Source organism: Arenimonas sp. (genome assembly GCF_036275555.1).
Taxonomy (GTDB): domain Bacteria; phylum Pseudomonadota; class Gammaproteobacteria; order Xanthomonadales; family Xanthomonadaceae; genus Arenimonas.
In genome coordinates this window covers 253,437-271,313 of sequence record NZ_DASUDO010000037.1, presented here as the reverse complement: position 1 = coordinate 271,313, position 17,877 = coordinate 253,437, and the positions used below count along the sequence as shown (strand labels likewise).

The 17,877-nt window shown below is 71.2% G+C and carries 16 protein-coding genes and 1 tRNA gene; 5 read left to right on the top strand and 12 right to left on the bottom strand.

The window, feature by feature from the left end; all coding sequences use genetic code 11:
* Positions 1 to 114 precede the first annotated feature (114 nt).
* A tRNA-Leu gene (locus VFV21_RS10555) sits at positions 115 to 199 on the top strand.
* A 95-nt stretch (positions 200 to 294) separates the two neighbouring features.
* A complete protein-coding gene (locus VFV21_RS10550) occupies positions 295 to 2,370 on the top strand; it encodes a tetratricopeptide repeat-containing sulfotransferase family protein (protein ID WP_329669376.1) in 2,076 nt (691 codons plus the stop codon).
* 33 nt (positions 2,371 to 2,403) lie between these two features.
* Here the strand turns inward: VFV21_RS10550 and bla are convergent, their stop codons facing one another.
* The 8 genes from bla to putP all read right to left on the bottom strand — a co-directional run bounded on the left by bla (position 2,404) and on the right by putP (position 10,913).
* A complete protein-coding gene (gene bla, locus VFV21_RS10545) occupies positions 2,404 to 3,276 on the bottom strand; it encodes a subclass B3 metallo-beta-lactamase (RefSeq protein WP_329669375.1) in 873 nt (290 codons plus the stop codon).
* A complete protein-coding gene (locus VFV21_RS10540) occupies positions 3,276 to 4,568 on the bottom strand; it encodes an adenylosuccinate synthase (protein WP_329669374.1) in 1,293 nt (430 codons plus the stop codon). Before VFV21_RS10540 ends, bla begins: the two co-directional genes overlap by 1 nt.
* 170 nt (positions 4,569 to 4,738) lie before the next feature.
* Entirely contained in the window at positions 4,739 to 5,614 is an 876-nt protein-coding gene (hflC, locus tag VFV21_RS10535) for a protease modulator HflC (RefSeq protein ID WP_329669373.1), read from the bottom strand.
* 1 nt (position 5,615) lies between these two features.
* Positions 5,616 to 6,728: an FtsH protease activity modulator HflK gene (hflK, locus tag VFV21_RS10530; RefSeq protein WP_329669372.1), complete on the bottom strand. Its 1,113-nt coding sequence runs from the start codon at positions 6,726 to 6,728 to the stop codon at positions 5,616 to 5,618.
* 39 nt (positions 6,729 to 6,767) lie between these two features.
* Positions 6,768 to 8,081 carry a ribosome rescue GTPase HflX gene (gene hflX, locus VFV21_RS10525; protein ID WP_329669371.1) on the bottom strand — a complete coding sequence of 438 codons (1,314 nt, stop codon included), beginning with the start codon at positions 8,079 to 8,081 and terminating at the stop codon, positions 6,768 to 6,770.
* Positions 8,082 to 8,108: 27 nt separating this feature from the next.
* Positions 8,109 to 8,381: an RNA chaperone Hfq gene (gene hfq, locus VFV21_RS10520; protein WP_329669370.1), complete on the bottom strand. Its 273-nt coding sequence runs from the start codon at positions 8,379 to 8,381 to the stop codon at positions 8,109 to 8,111.
* A gap of 99 nt (positions 8,382 to 8,480) precedes the next feature.
* On the bottom strand, positions 8,481 to 9,419 hold the full coding sequence (miaA, locus tag VFV21_RS10515) for a tRNA (adenosine(37)-N6)-dimethylallyltransferase MiaA (protein ID WP_329669369.1): 939 nt from the start codon (positions 9,417 to 9,419) through the stop codon (positions 8,481 to 8,483).
* A 3-nt stretch (positions 9,420 to 9,422) separates the two neighbouring features.
* Positions 9,423 to 10,913: a sodium/proline symporter PutP gene (gene putP / locus VFV21_RS10510; RefSeq protein ID WP_329669368.1), complete on the bottom strand. Its 1,491-nt coding sequence runs from the start codon at positions 10,911 to 10,913 to the stop codon at positions 9,423 to 9,425.
* Positions 10,914 to 11,022: 109 nt separating this feature from the next.
* Between putP and VFV21_RS10505 the strand changes: the two genes are divergently transcribed.
* Positions 11,023 to 12,099: an alkane 1-monooxygenase gene (locus tag VFV21_RS10505; RefSeq protein WP_329669367.1), complete on the top strand. Its 1,077-nt coding sequence runs from the start codon at positions 11,023 to 11,025 to the stop codon at positions 12,097 to 12,099.
* A gap of 119 nt (positions 12,100 to 12,218) precedes the next feature.
* On the opposite strand, the gene folP is transcribed toward VFV21_RS10505, so the two are convergent.
* From folP to rlmE, 3 genes are all read right to left on the bottom strand, one after another.
* A complete protein-coding gene (folP, locus tag VFV21_RS10500) occupies positions 12,219 to 13,115 on the bottom strand; it encodes a dihydropteroate synthase (protein WP_329669366.1) in 897 nt (298 codons plus the stop codon).
* A 107-nt stretch (positions 13,116 to 13,222) separates the two neighbouring features.
* Positions 13,223 to 15,133, bottom strand: a complete 1,911-nt coding sequence (gene ftsH / locus VFV21_RS10495; protein ID WP_414638551.1) for an ATP-dependent zinc metalloprotease FtsH — start codon at positions 15,131 to 15,133, stop codon at positions 13,223 to 13,225.
* Positions 15,130 to 15,762, bottom strand: coding sequence for a 23S rRNA (uridine(2552)-2'-O)-methyltransferase RlmE (rlmE, locus tag VFV21_RS10490; RefSeq protein ID WP_329669365.1), 633 nt, complete (start codon positions 15,760 to 15,762; stop codon positions 15,130 to 15,132). Before rlmE ends, ftsH begins: the two co-directional genes overlap by 4 nt.
* 81 nt (positions 15,763 to 15,843) lie before the next feature.
* Here rlmE and yhbY point away from each other — a divergent pair, with 81 nt between their 5' ends.
* Both yhbY and VFV21_RS10480 read left to right on the top strand, forming a co-directional pair.
* Positions 15,844 to 16,149 (top strand): ribosome assembly RNA-binding protein YhbY, encoded by a 306-nt coding sequence (gene yhbY / locus VFV21_RS10485; protein WP_290888019.1) that lies wholly within the window; start codon positions 15,844 to 15,846, stop codon positions 16,147 to 16,149.
* 13 nt (positions 16,150 to 16,162) lie between these two features.
* Positions 16,163 to 16,537 carry an Mth938-like domain-containing protein gene (locus tag VFV21_RS10480; protein ID WP_329669364.1) on the top strand — a complete coding sequence of 125 codons (375 nt, stop codon included), beginning with the start codon at positions 16,163 to 16,165 and terminating at the stop codon, positions 16,535 to 16,537.
* Positions 16,538 to 16,860: 323 nt separating this feature from the next.
* Here VFV21_RS10480 and VFV21_RS10475 read toward each other — a convergent pair whose 3' ends face one another.
* Positions 16,861 to 17,826 carry a peptidoglycan DD-metalloendopeptidase family protein gene (locus VFV21_RS10475; protein WP_414638549.1) on the bottom strand — a complete coding sequence of 322 codons (966 nt, stop codon included), beginning with the start codon at positions 17,824 to 17,826 and terminating at the stop codon, positions 16,861 to 16,863.
* Positions 17,827 to 17,877: the final 51 nt, after the last annotated feature.

Below are 17,877 nucleotides of genomic sequence, written 5' to 3'. Positions count from 1 at the left end.
CCATGGTACACCCGGCCGCCTGTACCGGACCGCGCGGATGCACGGAACAATTGACAAGGCCCGCGCCCGCGACTAACTTATGCGGCTTCCTCGCGGCTTCGCCGGGAAGCACCTGCCCAGGTGGCGGAATTGGTAGACGCACTAGTTTCAGGTACTAGCGGGTAAAACCGTGGAGGTTCGAGTCCTCTCCTGGGCACCAAATCAGAAAGGCCCGCTTCGGCGGGCCTTTTTCTTTGCCCGGCGCGCACGCCCCCTGCCCTACAATCGCCCCGACCCGCCGGGACGGACGTGCCGATGTCTCCTGATTCGAATCGTGTGGAACACGCGCTGTCGCTGGCCGAGGCCGGGCGACACGACGAGGCCGACGCGCTGCTCGCCCACCTGGCCCGCACGCTGCGCGACCCGATGGCGGCCTGGCACCTGGCCTGGCTGCGGATCGGGCAAGGCGATACCGACGGCGCGCTGGCCGCGCTGGCCGATTTCCCCGACGACGCGCTTTGCAGCGAGCGCGCCCGCGAACTGCTGGTGGGCCAGCGCCGCAACGACGAAGCCCGGGCCCTGCTGCAGCGCGTGCCGCGGCAGCCGCCCCGTCCGGCCGGCTGGGTAGCGACCGCCATCGAGCGCCACTTGGACGGCGACTATGCCGGCGCGGTGGCGGCATGCCGCCAGGCCCTGGCGCTGGCGCCGGCGCATGCGCCGGGCCACAACCACCTGGCCCGCGCCCTGCACAACCTCGGCGACACGCCGGCCTCGATCGCCGAGTTCGAACGCGCGGTCGCGATCGATCCGCACTACCCCGAGGCCTGGCACAACCTGGGCCACGCCCTGCGCGCCGCCAACCAGTTCGAGCGCGCCTGCGAAGCGCTGCGGCGCGCGCTGAAGATCGCGCCCGGCTACCTGTCGGCGCGCCAGGGCCTGGGCGTGACCCTGCTGGCGATGGATCGACCGGCCGAGGCGCTCGAGGCCTTCGACGACGTGCTGCGCCGCGACCGCGACCACGCCGAGGCCCTGCTGCATTCCGCGCTCAGCCTGCAGGCGCTGGCGATGCCGGCCAAGGCGCGCCAGCGCTTCGAACGCGCGATCGAACTTGCCCCGCAGAATCCCTGGGCGCACTACTGCCTCGGCCTGCTGCTGCACGAGCTGCGCGAGCTGCCCGCCGCGCGCGCCGCGCTGCAGCGCTCGCTCAAGATCCATTCCAGCAGCCCCGACGCGTGGGCCGCGCTGGCCGCGGTGGCCGAGGAAGCCGGCGATCCGGCCCAGGCCGCGATGGCGGTGAACACCGGCCTGACGCTGGCGCCGCACCACGCCGTGCTCAACCTCGAGGCCGCGCGCATCGAGCGCCGCGCCGGCAAACCGGCCGAGGCGCTGCGCCGCCTGACCGCGGTGGATCCGCGCCGGCTTGCCGCGCGCGTGCGCCAGCGCTTCCACTACGAGCGCGGCAAGGCGCTGGATGCGGCCGGCACGGATGCCGGCGCCGAAGCCTTCGCCGCCTTCGCCGAGGCCAACGCGCTGGCCATGCAGGAAATGCGCGGTCCGCGGCGCGCGCCGGAAGCGGTGGCCCGGGAGTTCGCCGCGATCGCCCGCTGGGCGGCCACCGGCGCACCGGGTGCGCAGGCCGGGGACGACGGCGGCGACCTGGGCGCCGACCTGTGCTTCCTGGTCGGCTTCCCGCGCACCGGCCAGTTCCTGGTCGAACGCCTGCTGCGCGGGCATCCGGGCCTCGCCCTGGCCAGCGAGGCGGGCACGCTCGAAGGCGTTGTCGGCACGGTGGCCGGGCTGCCCGGCGGCTACCCCGAAGCCATCGCCGGACTCGACAAGGCCGACCGCCAGGTGCTGCGGCGCAAGTACCGCCTGGCGCTGGAGCGCGCCGGCGCCAAGCCCGGGCAGTCGGTGGTGGACATCGCCTCGCTGCGCGCCGCACACGCCGGCCTGGTGCAGGCGCTGTTCCCGCGTGCGCGGCTGCTGCACGCGGTGCGCGACCCGCGCGACGCCGTGCTGCGCAATTTCATGGAGCCGCAGGCGACGCCCGCGGCCTTCCCGGCCTTCCAGACCCTCGAGGGCACCGCCGCGCTGTACGAGGCGCACGAAGGCGCATGGCAGGCGCTGCAAGCGCCGCTGCGGCTGCCGAGGCATGAGATCCGGCACGAACAGGTGGTGGCTGCGCCGTCGGAAACGCTGGCGGCGATCTGCGGCTTCCTGGGCCTGGCCGCCGACCCGGACTGGCTGGCCGCCGCACGCTCACGCCTCGAAGCCAGCCGCCGCCCGGCGACGAATACCTCGGGTCCGCACTGGCACCGCTACCGCGAATCCCTGGCGCCGGTCCTGCCGGTGCTGGAGGCGCACGCACTCAGGCTGGGCTACCCGCGCTGAGCCCCGCCGGCCCCGGCCGACGCCGGGCCCAGGTCAACGCGCCGCCGCGCGCTGCTTCGCCAGTTCGGCGTCAAGGGCGCGCTCGGCGCCGTCCGCATAGGCGGCGCAAGTCATCGGCCGGGCATGGGGCGCACGCGTCTGCGCCGGCGTCCAGCCGCTGGCGCCCGGGTGCGGCGTCAGCAGCAGGTCGCAGGGCAGCGCCCGCACCGCGGCGAAGGTCCGCCGATAGTCTTCGATGATCCGCGGGTAGCGCGGATTGGCCAGCAGCCGGTAGCCCGGCGCGCTCAGGCTGTCGACGTAGGCGATGCGCAGCGGCTTGCCGTCGCGACGATCCTGCCAGGTCCAACTGGTGCTGCCGGGCGTATGCCCGGGCGTGAAGTGCGCCGTGAACGCCATGCCGCCAAGCGAGACGACTTCGCCATCCATGACGATGCGATCGACCACGACGGGCGGGAAGACCAGCTCGTCGCCATAGTGGATGTCGTCGCCGCCGCCGCGCGCCAGCAGCACCGCGGACTCGGCGCTGCCCACCATGCGCGCGCCCGTCGCGCGTTTCACCGCGGCCAGCGGGCCGATGTGGTCGATGTGCGCATGGCTGTACAGGATCAGCTTGAGGTCCGCCGGCGCCACGCCCAGTTCGCGCATCCGCTGCAGCAGCAGGTCGGCCGCCTGCGGCAGGCCGCCGTCGATCAGCACCGCGCCTTCCGGGGTCTTCACCAGCACCGCGCTGAGGCCTTCGGTGCCGACGTACCAGCTGTTGTCGGCAAGTGCGAACGGCGGCACCGGCTGGCGCCAGCTGTCCTCGGTTTCGTAGGCCTTGAGCTGGGGCAGCACGGGCTCCACGGCCACGGCGCTGCCGCAGAGCAGCAGGCCGATGGCGGCGAGACGACGGGGCAGCCCGCGCATCAGGCGAACGGATCCTGCAGCACGATGGTCGACTCGCGGCCCGGGCCGGTCGAGACGATCGCCAGCGGGCAGCCGGCCAGCTCCTCGAGCGCGCGCAGGTAGGCGCGCGCGGCGGGCGGCAGCTTCTCCCACTCGGTCACGCCGGCGGTGGACTCCTCCCAGCCCGGGAACTCGAGGTACACCGGCGTGCACTCGTCCCAGCCGGCGGCGTCCAGCGGCGCGTACTCGGTGCGCTTGCCGCGGTACTCGTACGCGATGCAGATCTTGAGCTTCTCCATCCCGTCGAGGATGTCGAGCTTGGTGATGCACAGGCCGGTGATGCCGTTGATGGCGACCGCGCGCTTGAGCGCGACGATGTCCATCCAGCCGCAGCGGCGCGGGCGGCCGGTGGTGGCGCCGAACTCGGCGCCCTTCTGGCGGATCAGCTCGCCGGTGGCGTCGTTGAGCTCGGTCGGGAACGGGCCGCCGCCGACGCGGGTGGCGTAGGCCTTGGCGATGCCCAGCACGTAGTCGATGGCGTCGGCGCCGACGCCGGTGCCGGCCATCGCGCCGCCCACGGTGGTGTTCGACGAGGTGACGTAGGGATAGGTGCCGTGGTCGATGTCGAGCAGCGAGCCCTGCGCGCCCTCGAACATCACGCGCTTACCCTGCTTGCGCAGCTCGTGCAGGATACCGGCGACGTCGGCCTTCATCGGGTCCACGTAGGCGCCAAAGGCCAGGGCCTCGTCCAGCGTCTTCTGGTAGTCGACAGCGTCCACGCCCAGGTACTTCGTGAGCACGAAGTTGTGGTAGTCCATCGTGGTGCGCAGCTTCTCGGCCAGTTCCTTCGGATAGGCCAGGTCGGCCACGCGCACGCCGCGGCGGGCCACCTTGTCTTCGTAGGCCGGGCCGATGCCGCGGCCGGTGGTGCCGATGGCGGCGCCGCCGGCAGCCTTCTCGCGGGCCTGATCGAGCGCGATGTGGTACGGCATGATCAGCGGCGTGGCCGGGCTGATCTTCAGGCGCGAACGCACCTCGACGCCGTTGCCCTCGAGCTCGGCGATTTCCTTCTGCAGGGCGGCCGGGCTGAGCACCACGCCGTTGCCGATCAGGCACAGCGCGTCGGCGCGCAGGATGCCGGACGGAATCAGGTGCAGCACGGTCTTCTTGCCGCCGATCACCAGGGTGTGGCCGGCGTTGTGGCCGCCCTGGAAGCGCACGACCGCGCCGATTTCCTCGGTCAGCAGGTCGACGATCTTGCCCTTGCCCTCGTCGCCCCACTGCGCGCCCAGCACCACCACCGACTGACCCATGACCCTGACTCCAAGAGTGAATTGAGACCCGGGGGCGACGGTCGCCGGGCGCCCTCGCGGGGCCCAGACGTGCAAAAAGCCGGAGGTCGCCCCGGCTTTGCGAAATTATCCTCGGAATGGCGGGCCGGGGCCAGCCCCGCGTGGCGGCCCCGGGGGGCCGCCCGCCCGGCTCAGCGCTTGTCGGTGCCGAAGTGCTGCAGGAACTCCGAATCCGGGTCCAGCACCAACACGGTCTGGCCGTCGGCCATGGACTCGCGGTAGGCCTCGAGGCTGCGGTAGAAGCCGTAGAACTCGGCATCCTGGCCGTAGGCGCGGGCGTAGATTTCGGCGGCCTTGGCGTCGCCCTCGCCTCGCAGCTTCTGGGCGTCGCGCTCGGCCTCGGCGATGGTCACCTGGCGCTGGCGGTCGGCCTCGGAGCGGATGGTCTCGCTCTGCTCCACGCCCTCGGCGCGCAGCTGGTTGGCCACCTGGGTGCGCTCGGTGCTCATGCGGCTGTAGACCGTGCGCAGGATGTTGCTGTCGTCGGGCAGGTTGATGCGCTTGATGCGCACGTCCACCACCTCGATGCCCAGCGACTTGGCGCCGCGGTTGACGACCTCCAGGAAGCTGCCGGAGAGCTCGGCGCGGCCGGCCGACACCACTTCCTGCAGGGTGCGCTGGTTGATCTCGTTGCGCAGGGCGTTCTTGACGATCGGCGTCAGGCGCTGGCGGGCGGCGTCCTCGTTGCCGCCGTTGGCGGCGCGGTAGTAGGTCGCCACGTCGGCGATCTTCCACTTCACGAAGAAGTCGACGCTGACGTCCTTCTTCTCGGACGTCAGGTAGCGCTCGGGCGCGTCGTCGAGCGAGAGGATGCGCTGGTCGAAGCGGCGCACCTCTTCCACCAGCGGCCACTTGAAGTGCAGCCCGGGCTCGAGGTCGGCGCGCACGACGCGGCCGAGGTTGAGCACGATCGCGGTCTGGGACTCGTTGACCACGAATACCGAGCCCATGGCCGCGAGCAGCGCGGCGGCGGCGAGCAGGACGATCAGGGTGAAATTGCGCGTCATCTCAGCGACCTCCCGGACGGCGTTCGTTGCGCGTGGGCGCGGCGTCTTCCGGCGTGGCCGGCGCGGCCTGGGTGGCCGGCAGGCGCACCACCGGCGCTTCCGTCGGCACGCCGGCGCGGGCCGGGGTGCCGCCGATCGGCAGGTACAGGATGTTGTCGCTGCCGCCGACGACCTTCTGGTTGCTGGCCATCACCTGCTGCATCGTCTCGAGGTAGAGGCGCTTGCGGGTCACTTCCGGCGCCTGCCGGTACTGGGCGGCGAGCAGGCTGAAGCGCTCGGCATCACCCTCGGCGCGGGCGATGGTGGCGACGCGGTAGCCCTCGGCCTCGGTGCGCAGGCGCGCCGCGACGCCGCGGGCTTCCGGCAGCACCTTGCTGGCATAGGCGCGGGCTTCGTTCTCGATGCGGTTCTTGTCCTCGCGGGCGCTGATGGCATCGTCGAAGGCTTCCTTCACCTCTTCCGGCGGGCGCGCGTCCTGCAGGTTGAAGTTCACGACGGTCAGGCCGGTCTGGTAGAAGTTCAGCGACTCCTGCAGGCGCTCCTGCGAGGCGATCACCAGCGCGGCGCGGTCGAACAGCACCGTGTCCATGGTGCTGCGGCCCACGACCTCGCGCACGGCGCTCTCGGCGGCGTCGCGCAGGGTCTGCTCGGGGTTCACCGACCCGTAGAGGAACAGGCGCGGGTCGTCGCGGCGGTACTGGGCGTTGAACTTGATGTCGATCAGGTTCTCGTCCTGGGTGAGCACGCGCACCTGGTCGCTGAGCTCGACCACCTGGGTCGCATCCACGATCGTGACCGTCTCGATCGGCCAGGGCCACTTGAAGTTCGGGCCGGGCGTCATGATGCGGTCGAACTCGCCGAAGCGCAGCACGACGCCGCGCTGGCGCTCGTCCATCAGCTTGAAGCTGTTGAACACCAGCCAGATGCCGACCAGGCCCAGCACCCAGGGCACGGGGTTGAAGCCGCCCGCCGCCGGGCTGCCGCGGCCGGAACCGCCGCCCGAGCCGCCGCCGAACATGCCCTTGAGGCGGTTCACGAAGGCTTCGACCTCGTTGCCGGGGTCCTTCCCCTTCCAGGGATCTTGGTTGCCTTTTCCAGGCTGGTTCCAGGCCATGCTTGCTCCGTCGCGCGCCGCGGGAGGCGGCGTGCTTTATCAGTCTTCCGGATTGTAGGTAGGGGCGCCGGGGGCCACAAGCAAGAGCGCGTGAAGCGGATGACCGCCGGATTCCTCCGCCAGCCGCTCCGCCGCGGCCAGCGGCAGGTCCAGGTCCAGCACCCAGCCGGACTCGTCGCCCTGCTCGGCCTTCACCGCGCCGAGCGCGTGCAGGCGGGCGCGCAGGCGGCCGTCGGCCGGGCCCAGGCGCAGCTGGCCCGACAGGCGCCGGTCGACGAAGCGACGGGCCAGCAGGTCGCGCAGCAGGCCGAGGCCGTCGCCCGCGCGGGCGGAGAGCCAGATCCGCTCGCGCCCCTCCACTTCCGGGTCGTGGCGCGGCGTGGCGCCCTCGATCCGGTCGATCTTGTTGAACACCAGCACCTGCGGGATGTCGCCGGCGCCGATTTCCTCGAGCACCTTGTCGACCTGGCCGATGCGCTCGTCGCGCAGCTCGTCGGCGGCATCGATCACGTGCAGCAGCAGGTCGGCCTCGCGCGCCTCGGCCAGCGTGGAGCGGAAGGCGGCGACCAGTTCGTGCGGCAGGTCGCGCACGAAGCCCACGGTGTCGGACAGCACCAGCGGCGCCACGCCCTCGACGCGGCGCACGGTGGGATCGAGCGTGGCGAACAGGCGGTCGTCGGCGTACACGCCCGAACCGGTGAGCGCATTGAACAGCGTGGACTTGCCGGCATTGGTGTAGCCGACCAGGGCCACGCGCGGCACTTCGTTGCGCATGCGCGCGCGCCGCATCTGCGTGCGCTGCACCTCGACCTTGTCCAGCCGCGCCTGCAGCGACTCCAGCCGTTTCTGCAGCATGCGCTTGTCGAGCTCGAGCTGGGTTTCGCCGGGGCCGCGCAGGCCGATGGCGCCGCCGCGCTGGCGCTCGAGGTGGGTCCAGCCGCGCACCAGGCGGGTGGCCCAGTGCTTGAGCTGGGCCAGCTCGACCTGCAGCTTGCCTTCGTGGGTAGCGGCGCGCTGGGCGAAGATGTCGAGGATCAGGCCGGTGCGGTCGACCACGCGGCGCTTGAGCATCTTCTCGAGGTTGCGCTCCTGGCCCGGCGTCAGCAGGTGGTTCACCAGCACCAGGTCGGCGCCGGTGGCCTCGCAGGCCGACTGCGCCTCCTCGAGCTTGCCGGTGCCGATGTAGTAGGCGGCGTTGGGCTTCTCGACCCGCGCGGTGAGCGTGCCGACTACGGTGGCGCCGGCCGAGCGGGCCAGTTCCGAGAATTCCTCGAGCAGGGCCGGGTCCTGCTGGCCCGGCGCATATGGCTGGATCAGCAGGGCCCGTTCGCCCTTGCGGGCGCGCTCAAACATCAGCGGTCACGCCGGAAGCCAGGGCGGTCAATCGTCCTGGCCCGCCTCGTCCTCGTCGCCGCCACCCGCGACCGCGCCGCCACCCGGACCCACGCGCACGTTGCGCGCCGGCACCACGGTGGAGATCGCGTGCTTGTAGACCATCTGGCTGACGGTGTTGCGAAGGAGCACGACGAACTGGTCGAAGCTCTCGATGGTGCCCTGGAGCTTGATGCCGTTGACCAGGTAGATGGACACGGGGATGCGCTCGCGGCGCAGGGCGTTCAGGAAAGGATCCTGCAGGGATTGGCCTTTGGACATACGGACTCCGTTTTTCTTGTTGTGGCGCGCCAGCTGGCGCGATTTGCGGCCAAAAGGGTCCGTGGCCGCGAATGCCTCGGATTCTAGCAGCACCCGGCGTCAGGGTCGGGCGATGAAGGCCGCGAGCGCCTGCTCCAGTTCAGCCGCGTCGCGGGCCGGGTCGAACCAGCGGGCATCATGCTGGCCGCGCAGCCACGTCAGCTGGCGCTTGGCCAGCTGCCGGGTCGCGGCGATGGCTTCGTTGCGGAAGGTGCCGGCGTCGGTGAGCCCGTCGAGGTGGCGCCAGGCCTGTCGGTAGCCCACCGCGCGCATGGACGGCAGGTCCGGATGCAGGCGCGGGTCGGCCTTCAGGCGCCGCGCCTCGTCCAGGAAACCCGCCGCGAGCATCTGGTCGAAGCGTCGCGCGATGCGTTCGTGCAGCACCGCGCGGTCGGCCGGGGCCAGCACCAGCTTCAGCACGCGGAAGGGAAAACGCCGGGGCGGATGCTCGGCCTGCCATGCGCTGATCGGCCGGCCGGTGAGGCGGAAGACTTCCAACGCACGGGTGATGCGCTGGGCATCCTGCGGCTGGATGCGGCGGCCCGCGGCGGGATCGGCCGCGGCCATCTCGGCGTGCAGCGCCGGCCAGCCGCGCTCGGCGGCTTCGGCGGCGATGGCGGCACGCCGCGCCGGATCGGCCGTGGGCAGGTCGGAGAGCCCGTCGAGCAGCGCGCTGAAATAGAGCCCCGTGCCGCCTGCGAGCAAAGGCACGCGGCCGCGCGCGGCCAACGCCTGCATCGGCGGCAGCGCCTCGCGGGCGAAGTCGGCGGCTGAGAAAATTTCGTGCGGGTCGCGCACGTCCAGCAGGTGGTGGCGCACCCGGGCCCGTTCGTCGGCCGACGGCTTGGCCGCGCCGATGTCCAGGCCGCGATACACCAGGGCCGAATCCACGCTGACGACGTCGGTGTCCAGGCGCGCCGCCCAGTCCAGCGCCAGCGCCGTCTTGCCCGACGCAGTCGGGCCCATCAGGGCGATGGCCAGCGGACGCGGGTCGCGCATGCCTCAGGTGCCGCTGCGGCGCAGCTCACCCTTCACGCTGTCGAACAGGCCCGCCATCGCGGCGCTCGGCTGGCCCAGGCGGCTGACGACCACGATGGCGAGCGTCGCCAGCACCACGCCGGGCACCATCTCGTACAGGCCGGTGTCGGCGAGCAGCTCCTTCCAGAGGATCACGGTCGCGGCGCCGGTGAACATGCCGGCCAGCGCGCCGTTGCGGGTCATCCGCCGCCAGTACAGCGACAGCACCACCACCGGGCCGAAGGCCGCGCCGAAGCCGGCCCAGGCGTAGCTGACCAGGCCCAGCACGCGGCTCTCGGGATCGGACGCCAGCCAGATCGCGAGCAGCGATACCGCCAGCACGGCCAGGCGGCCGATCCACACCAGCTCGCGCTGGCCGGCCCGCGGCCGCAGGAAGCCTTTGTAGAAGTCCTCGGTGATCGCGCTGGAACAAACCAGCAGCTGGCAGCTGAGCGTGCTCATCACCGCCGCCAGGATCGCCGACAGCAGGATGCCCGCGACCCAGGGATTGAACAGCAGCGTCGAGAGCTCGATGAACACCCGCTCCGGATTGGCCGCCACCGCCGCGGCCTGCCCCGGGTTCGCCGAGAAATAGGCGACGCCGAAGAAGCCGACCGCCATCGCGCCGGCCAGGCACAGCACCATCCAGGTCATGCCGATGCGCCGGGCGGCCGGGATCGCCCGCACCGACTCGACCGCCATGAAGCGGGCCAGGATGTGCGGCTGCCCCACGTAGCCCAGTCCCCAGGCGAGCAGCGACACCACGCCGACGACGCTGGCGCCCTTGAAGAAGTCGAGCTTGGTCGGGTCCACCTGCTCGACCAGGGCCAGGCTTTCGGCCGGACCGCCCAGGCCCAGCACCACCACCACCGGGGTCAGGATCAGGGCGAAGATCATCAGGCTGGCCTGCACGGTGTCGGTCCAGCTCACCGCGAGGAAGCCGCCGATGAAGGTGTAGGCGATGGTGGCCGCCGCGCCCCACCACATGGCCTGCGCGTAGGGAATCTCGAACACGCTTTCGAACAGGCGCGCGCCGGCGACGATGCCCGAGGCGCAGTAGACGGCGAAGAACACCAGGATGATCAGCGCTGCCAGCACGCGCAGCAGCTTGCCGCGGTCTTCAAACCGGTGGGTGAAGTAGTCGGGCAGGGTCAGCGCGTTCTGGCTGCGCTCGGTGTAGAGCCGCAGCGGCGCGGCAACGTAGCGCCAGTTGGCCCAGGCGCCCAGCACCAGGCCGATCGCGATCCACGCCTCCGACACGCCGCCGAGGTAAAGCGCACCGGGCAGGCCCAGCAGCAGCCAGCCGCTCATGTCCGAGGCGCCGGCGGACAGGGCGGTGACGAGGCTTCCCAGCGAGCGCCCGCCCAGGATGTAGTCGTCGAAGCTGCGCGTGTAGTACCAGGCGGCGACGCCGATCCCGACCATGCCAAGGATGTAGATGGCGAAGGTGATGTGCAACGGGGACAGCTGGCTCATGGCGGCTCGTCGATGGGCGGTGTGGGCGCAAGCTTAGCCTGTCCCGCCGCGGCTTGAACGGCGCGGCCGGCGGCGTATGCTGGGGCCGGCCCCCTCGCCCGGTTCCGCCATGACGTCCGGCAAAGCGCTCGCCTTCCTGCTCGTGTTCCTGGTGCCGGCACTGATGCCGGCGGCGGCCTGGCTGGGCGTGGCCACGGGCCGGCCCGACGCAATGGCCTGGTTCCCGCTGTTCTTCCTGTTCGTGCTGCTGCCGGCCGCCGACTACGCGCTGGGCCACGACCCGGTGAACGTGCCGGCCGGGCGCGAACGCGAGCTCGCGCTGCGGCCGTGGTTCAAGGCGCTCACCCTCGCCTGCCTGCCGGTGCAGCTGGCGCTGCTGGCCTGGTCGGCGCACTGGTTCGCGAACGCAGGCTTCGGCCCGGCCGGCGTGGCGGGCTGGCTGCTGTCGCAGGGCATCGTCGGCGGCATCCTGGCCATCAACACCGCGCACGAGCTGGTGCACAAGGACGGCCGGCTGGAGCCGTTCGTGGGCGGCGTGCTGCTGGCCAGCGTCGGCTACCACGGCTTCAAGATCGAGCACCTGCGCGGGCACCACGTGCACGTGTCCACGCCCGAGGATGCGTCCAGCGCGCGCTTCGGGCAGTCGGTGTGGCAGTTCCTGCCGCGGGCGATGTGGCGCAACACGCTCAACGCCTGGCGGCTCGAGGCGCGGCGGCTGCGCGGGCTGGGGCTGCCGGCGCTGCACTGGCGCAACGAGATGATCGGCTGGACGGCGCTGTGGCTGGGCTTCGCCGCGGCCTTCGCACTGTGGCTGGGGCCGGTGGGGCTGGCCTTCTTCCTTCTGCAGGGGCTGTTCGCGGCGGGCTCGCTGGAGATCATCAACTACATCGAGCACTACGGGCTCGAGCGCCAGCGCGGCGCCGACGGGCGCTACGAGCGCACCACCCACCTGCACAGCTGGAACTCCGACTACGCGCTGTCGAACCTGCTGCTGTTCCAGCTGCAGCGCCATTCCGACCACCACGCCTTCCCCAAGCGCCGCTACCCCATCCTGCGCCACCACCCCGACAGCCCCCAGCTGCCGGGCGGCTATTCGGCGATGTTCGTGCTGGCCCTGGTGCCGCCGCTGTGGCACCGCGTGATCGATCCGCGGGTGCGCGCCTTCCGGCGAACCGCCGCCGGCTGAGGCCGGCGATGTCCACACAGCCTGTGGACAAGTGTGGGAGAAGTCCTGTGGACGGATTCACGCCAGGCCCGCGGGGCGCGGGTGTCAACCGGGTTGGTCAATTCATGACCAGCGTGTGACTAGTCTTCGTCCGGCCAGCGGATCGTGGCCTTGGTGGCCGCCGGTTTCGGAGCCGGATGCGCGGCCACCGCCGCCCAGACCTTGACGGCATCCACGGTGGCGGCGACGTCGTGCACGCGCAGGATCCGCGCGCCGTATTCCGCCGCCAGCACCGCCGCGGCCACCGAGGCATGCAGGCGATCGCCCACCTCGCGGCCGGTCACCTCGCCCAGGCTGCGCTTGCGCGACAGGCCGGCCAGCAGCGGCAGGCCCAGGTCGAGCAGGCGCGACTGCTGGCGCAGCAGCAGGAAATTGTGGTCGGTGGTCTTGCCGAAGCCGTAGCCGGGGTCGAGCAGGATCCGCGACTTGGGGATGCCGGCCATTTCGCAGGCGAAGATCCGTTCGGCCAGGAAGCGGTGCACCTCGCCGACCACGTCGTCGTAGTGCGGCGCAGCCTGCATGCCGCCCGGTTCGCCCTGCATGTGCATCAGCACCACCGGCACGCCGAGTGCGGCGGCGGCGTCGAGGGCGCCCTCTCGGCGCAGGGCGTAGACGTCGTTGATGAGGCCGGCGCCGGCGGCCACCGCGGCGCGCATCACCTCGGGCTTGGAGGTGTCCACCGAGATCGGCAGCGAGGTCCCGCGGGCCAGGCGCTCGATGACGGGGATGACGCGGCGCAGCTCGTCTTCGAGCGACACCGGCGTGGCGCCGGGGCGGGTGGATTCACCGCCGACGTCGAGCAGGTCGGCGCCCTCTTCCGCCAGCTGGAGGCCGTGCGCGACCGCGGCATCGACATCGGCGTGCTGGCCGCCGTCGGAAAACGAGTCGGGCGTTACGTTGACGATGCCCATGACGCGGGGGCGGTCGAGCTTGAGCAGGCGGCCGGCGCAGTCGAGCTGCGGCGTCAGGTCGAACATGTCATGGGCCTTTCAAAAACGATGTGGGAGGGACTTTAGTCCCGATGCTTCGCGGCGGAAAGCATCGGGACTGAAGTCCCTCCCACAGGGGAGCGTTGGCGCGTGGATCAGGTCTGGGGCATCGGGCCGCCGAGCGGGCCGGCGGCGTTGCCCGGGCCCGGGTCGTCCTTGGAGATGCGGCCGGACTTGGCCCAGTCGGCCGGCGGGCCCGGGCGACGGCCTTCCATGATGGCGTCGATCTGCACGGCGTCGATGGTCTCGTAGGTCAGCAGCGCCTCGGCCATGAGGTGCAGCTTGTCCATGTTCTCGGTCAGGATCGTCTTGGTGCGCGCGTAGGCGCGGTCCAGGATGCCGCGCACCACTTCGTCGATCTTGCGGGCGGTGTCGTCCGAGACCGACTTGTGCTGGGTGACCGAACGGCCCAGGAAGACCTCGTCCTCCTCGTCGCCGTAGGCGATCGGGCCGAGCTCGTCCGACAGGCCCCACTTGGTGGCCATGTTGCGGGCCATCTTGGTGGCGCGCTCGATGTCGTTGCTGGCGCCGGTGGTGACCTTGTCGGCGCCGAAGATCAGCTCCTCGGCGACGCGGCCGCCGTACAGCGAGCTCAGCATCGACTCGATGTGGGTGCGGTTGTAGCTGTACTTGTCGCCTTCCGGCAGGTACATGGTGACGCCCAGCGCGCGGCCGCGCGGGATGATCGTGACCTTGTACACCGGGTCGTGGTCGGGCACGACGCGACCGACGATGGCGTGGCCGGCCTCGTGGTAGGCGGTGAGCTTCTTCTCGTCCTCGCTCATGATCATCGAGCGGCGCTCGGTGCCCATCAGGATCTTGTCGCGGGCGCGGTCGAAGTGCTCCATGCGCACGGTCTTGGCGTTCTCGCGGGCGGCGAACAGCGCGGCCTCGTTGACCAGGTTGGCCAGGTCGGCGCCCGAGAAGCCGGGCGTGCCGCGGGCGATGGTCATCGCCTCGACGTCGCCGTCCAGCGGCACCTTGCGCATGTGCACCTTCAGGATCTGCTCGCGGCCGCGCACGTCCGGCAGGCCGACGGTGACCTGGCGGTCGAAGCGGCCCGGGCGCAGCAGCGCCGGGTCGAGCACGTCCGGGCGGTTGGTGGCCGCGATGATGATCACGCCTTCGCCGCCCTCGAAACCGTCCATCTCGACCAGCAGCTGGTTCAGGGTCTGCTCGCGCTCGTCATGGCCGCCGCCCAGGCCGGCGCCGCGGTGGCGGCCGACGGCGTCGATCTCGTCGATGAAGATGATGCAGGGCGCGTGCTTCTTGGCGGTCTCGAACATGTCGCGCACGCGGCTGGCGCCGACGCCGACGAACATCTCGACGAAATCAGAGCCCGAGATCGAGAAGAACGGCACCTTGGCCTCGCCGGCGATGGCGCGGGCCAGCAAGGTCTTGCCGGTACCCGGCGGGCCGACCATCAGCACGCCGCGCGGGATCTTGCCGCCCAGCTTCTGGAAACGGCCCGGATCGCGCAGGAACTCGACCAGCTCGCCGACTTCCTCCTTGGCCTCGTCGCAGCCGGCGACGTCGGCCAGGGTGACCTTGACCTCGTTCTCGCCCTGCATCTTGGCGCGCGACTTGCCGAAGCTCATCGCACCCTTGCCGCCGCCCTGCTGCATCTGGCGCATGAAGTAGATCCAGACGCCGATCAGCAGCAGGATCGGCAGGAAGCTGGTGACCAGGCTCCAGAACAGCGAGCGCTCGGTCGGCTTCTCCTGGATGGTGACCACGTCGTTCTCGAACAGCGTGTCCACCAGCAGCGGGTCGCGCGGGTTGGCCGTGGTGAAGCGGCTGCCGTCCTTGCGCTCGCCGACGATGCCGATGTTGTTGGCGTCGATGTTGACCTTGGCCACGCGGTCGGCCTTCACCTCGTCGATGAACTGGTTGTAGGTCAGTTCGCTGGACGGCGCGTTCACGGGCGCGGACATGCTCTGGAACACCGCCATCAGCACGACGGCGACGATCAACCAGAGCAGGAGGTTCTTGGCCAGGTCATTCATTTAGTGCTTCCTCGGCGCTTGCCCAGTGCCAGCGCATAGACTTCGTTCGACCGGCGGCGGGAGGCCGCCGGCTTGCGGATCACCAGCTTGTCGTAGCGGGTCCTGAGGTCCTTGACGTAGGCATCGAAGCCCTCGCCCTGGAACAGCTTGATCAGGAAGTTGCCGCCCACCTTCAAGTGGCTCTCCGCGAAATCGCGGGCCAGTTCGGACAGGTACATCGCCCGGGCCTGGTCCACGGTATCCACACCCGTCATGTTGGGGGCCATGTCGGAAAGGACAAGGTCCACCGGCTTGCCGCCGAGCAGGGATTCCAGCTGGGACAATGGCCCGTCCTCTCTGAAATCGCCGTGAATGAACTCGACCCCGGCGATCGGGGGCATGTCGAGGATGTCCAGGGCGATCACGCGGCCCTTGTCGCCGAGGTCGCGGCGCACCACCTGCGACCAGCCGCCGGGCGCGGCACCCAGGTCCACCACCACCATGCCGGGCTTGAGCAGGCGGTCGCGCTCGATCAGCTCCTCGAGCTTGTAGGCCGCGCGCGAGCGCATGCCCTCGGCCTGGGCCCTCTTCACGAAGGGGTCGTCGAAGTGTTCCTTGAGCCAGCGGGGGCTGCTTTTGCTGCGTGCCATGGGTCGGCCGGGCGGCCCCTGGGGAGGCGGAAGTGGCCGCCATGATACCCTACGCCCCCTTTCGAACCCGTCCGGAATGTCATGGCCGCCGCCCTCAGCAACCCCCAGAAGCGTTACCTGCGCGGCCTCGCCCACGATCTCAAGCCGGTCATCCTGGTCGGCGCCAAGGGCATCACCGACAACTTGGTCGCCGAGACCGGCCTGGCCATCGAGCGCCACGAACTGATCAAGGTGCACGTGGCCGCGGGCGACCGCGAGCTGCGAGACGAGTGGATCGCCGAGCTCTGCACCCGCGCCGACGCTGCCCTGGTGGCGCGCATCGGCAACATGGCGGTGCTGTACCGCCGCAGCCAGGACAACCCGCTGATCGTCCTGCCCAAGGCCTGAGCCCGCCGCCCACGTGCAGCTCTCCCAGGAAAACCCCGATTTCATCTACGTGCTGCGCGGCATCAGCCCCGCCGGCGTGCTGGTGAACCAGGAAACCCTCGCGACCAGTTTCGTACTGACCCCCAACCAGTTGGTCCAGGACTGGCGCCCCGCCTCGGTGGCCGACCTGCAGCCACAAGACATGGACGCCGTGCTCGCGCTCCAGCCCGCGCTGGTGCTGCTGGGCACCGGCCCCCGCCAGCGCTTCCCCGCGCCGGCCGTGATGGCCGCGCTGCTCACCCGCGGCATCGGCCTCGAGGTCATGGACAGCGCCGCCGCCGCCCGCACCTTCAACGTCCTGGCCACCGAAGGCCGCAAGGTCGTCGCCGCCTTCCTGGTCCCCGGCTGACGCGGCGAGCGCTTTGCGCACGACATGGGCCCTCTCGGCAGCGACGTCGCCCCGGAGGCCAGTCGCACACCGAAAGGAGATCAAGGGCGAGATCAAAAGCTCTTGGCCGCGGCGTACCCGCGGCATTCGGGGCGACGTCGCACGCTCACCAGGTACTTTTGAAGTGAAGGGCAGGAGGCCCGTAACGGCCGACGTTTGCTGCCAGGGATGGCGCTAGCAAGACGGCGGGCAAAAGTACCTGGTGAGTGGGCGGCGGCGCTGCGACACGGCCATGGCGTGCAGCCGTTCGTGCGCAAGGCGCACGCCTCGGGCCCGGGGGCCCATTACAGCGGCGGGAGGACGGTGAGCGGATCCACGGGCTTGCCGTTGCGGCGGACTTCGAAGTGGAGCATGTCGCGGCTCGTGCCGCTGCGGCCGAGTTCTGCGATCTGCTGGCCGGCGGTGACCGCGGTGCCCTCGCCCACCAGGCGCTGGCGGTTGTGGGCATAGGCTGAAAGCCACTCGTCGCTGTGCTTGACGATGATGAGCTCGCCGTAGCCGACCAGGCCCGCGCCGGAGTACACCACCACGCCATCGGCCGCGGCCAGCACGGGCTGGCCCGCGGTGCCGGCGATGTCGATGCCCTGGCGCTTCGGGTCGCCCGCGGCGAAGCGGCCGATCAGCTGGCCGCGCGTGGGCCAGCGCCAGCCGCCGGCGCTGACCGTGGCCGGCACCACCGGCGCGGACGGCACCACCACCGGCGTGCCCTGCACCGTGCCGGTGCCGGCCGAGGGCGCCGGGACGGTGGGTCGCGCCGGGGTCGAACCCGCCGTCGCGCCGGCCGCCGGCGACACCGCGGAAGAGCTGGCGGGCGACGGGGCCACGGGGCGCGTCGGCGCCGGGGCGGTCGCGGAAGCAGTGGGCGACGGCCGCGCCGGGCTGACGGTCTCGAAGCCCTGGGTCGCGGCAGGCCGCGGCGCGGGCATGCCGGTCACGGAGGCCGTGGCGGCGGCGCGGCCGCCCGCGGGCGCCAGGCGCAGCGTCTGCCCGGGGTAGATCGTGTAGGGCGCGGGGATCCGGTTCCAGCCCGCGACCTCGCGGTAATCGAGGCCGTGCCGGAACGCGATGCCGTAAAGCGTGTCGCCCGCGCGCACGCGGTACTCGCCGCTGCGCGGCGGCGCCTGCACGGATCGCTGGGCCGGCGCGGCGCTGGCCGGGCCTTCGCGCTTGACCACGCGGGACTGCCCGCAGGCCGCGAGCACCAGCGCGGCGGCGAGCATGACGAGGACGCGGGAGAGGGGAGACATCATCCGTGCATGCTCGGCCAGGCGATGGTGCCCAGGATGACTGCCGGCACAACG

What these genes read in the sequence shown, in the direction of transcription:
- hflC (WP_329669373.1), bottom strand. Translation starts at nt 5,614, where the DNA reads ATGACGCGCAATTTCACCCTGATCGTCCTGCTCGCCGCCGCCGCGCTG.
- hflX (WP_329669371.1), bottom strand. Translation starts at nt 8,081, where the DNA reads ATGTTTGAGCGCGCCCGCAAGGGCGAACGGGCCCTGCTGATCCAGCCA.
- VFV21_RS10550 (WP_329669376.1), top strand. Translation starts at nt 295, where the DNA reads ATGTCTCCTGATTCGAATCGTGTGGAACACGCGCTGTCGCTGGCCGAG.
- hflK (WP_329669372.1), bottom strand. Translation starts at nt 6,728, where the DNA reads ATGGCCTGGAACCAGCCTGGAAAAGGCAACCAAGATCCCTGGAAGGGG.
- VFV21_RS10540 (WP_329669374.1), bottom strand. Translation starts at nt 4,568, where the DNA reads ATGGGTCAGTCGGTGGTGGTGCTGGGCGCGCAGTGGGGCGACGAGGGC.
- bla (WP_329669375.1), bottom strand. Translation starts at nt 3,276, where the DNA reads ATGCGCGGGCTGCCCCGTCGTCTCGCCGCCATCGGCCTGCTGCTCTGC.
- putP (WP_329669368.1), bottom strand. Translation starts at nt 10,913, where the DNA reads ATGAGCCAGCTGTCCCCGTTGCACATCACCTTCGCCATCTACATCCTT.
- rlmE (WP_329669365.1), bottom strand. Translation starts at nt 15,762, where the DNA reads ATGGCACGCAGCAAAAGCAGCCCCCGCTGGCTCAAGGAACACTTCGAC.
- VFV21_RS10505 (WP_329669367.1), top strand. Translation starts at nt 11,023, where the DNA reads ATGACGTCCGGCAAAGCGCTCGCCTTCCTGCTCGTGTTCCTGGTGCCG.
- miaA (WP_329669369.1), bottom strand. Translation starts at nt 9,419, where the DNA reads ATGCGCGACCCGCGTCCGCTGGCCATCGCCCTGATGGGCCCGACTGCG.
- yhbY (WP_290888019.1), top strand. Translation starts at nt 15,844, where the DNA reads ATGGCCGCCGCCCTCAGCAACCCCCAGAAGCGTTACCTGCGCGGCCTC.
- ftsH (WP_414638551.1), bottom strand. Translation starts at nt 15,133, where the DNA reads ATGAATGACCTGGCCAAGAACCTCCTGCTCTGGTTGATCGTCGCCGTC.
- hfq (WP_329669370.1), bottom strand. Translation starts at nt 8,381, where the DNA reads ATGTCCAAAGGCCAATCCCTGCAGGATCCTTTCCTGAACGCCCTGCGC.
- VFV21_RS10475 (WP_414638549.1), bottom strand. Translation starts at nt 17,826, where the DNA reads ATGATGTCTCCCCTCTCCCGCGTCCTCGTCATGCTCGCCGCCGCGCTG.
- folP (WP_329669366.1), bottom strand. Translation starts at nt 13,115, where the DNA reads ATGTTCGACCTGACGCCGCAGCTCGACTGCGCCGGCCGCCTGCTCAAG.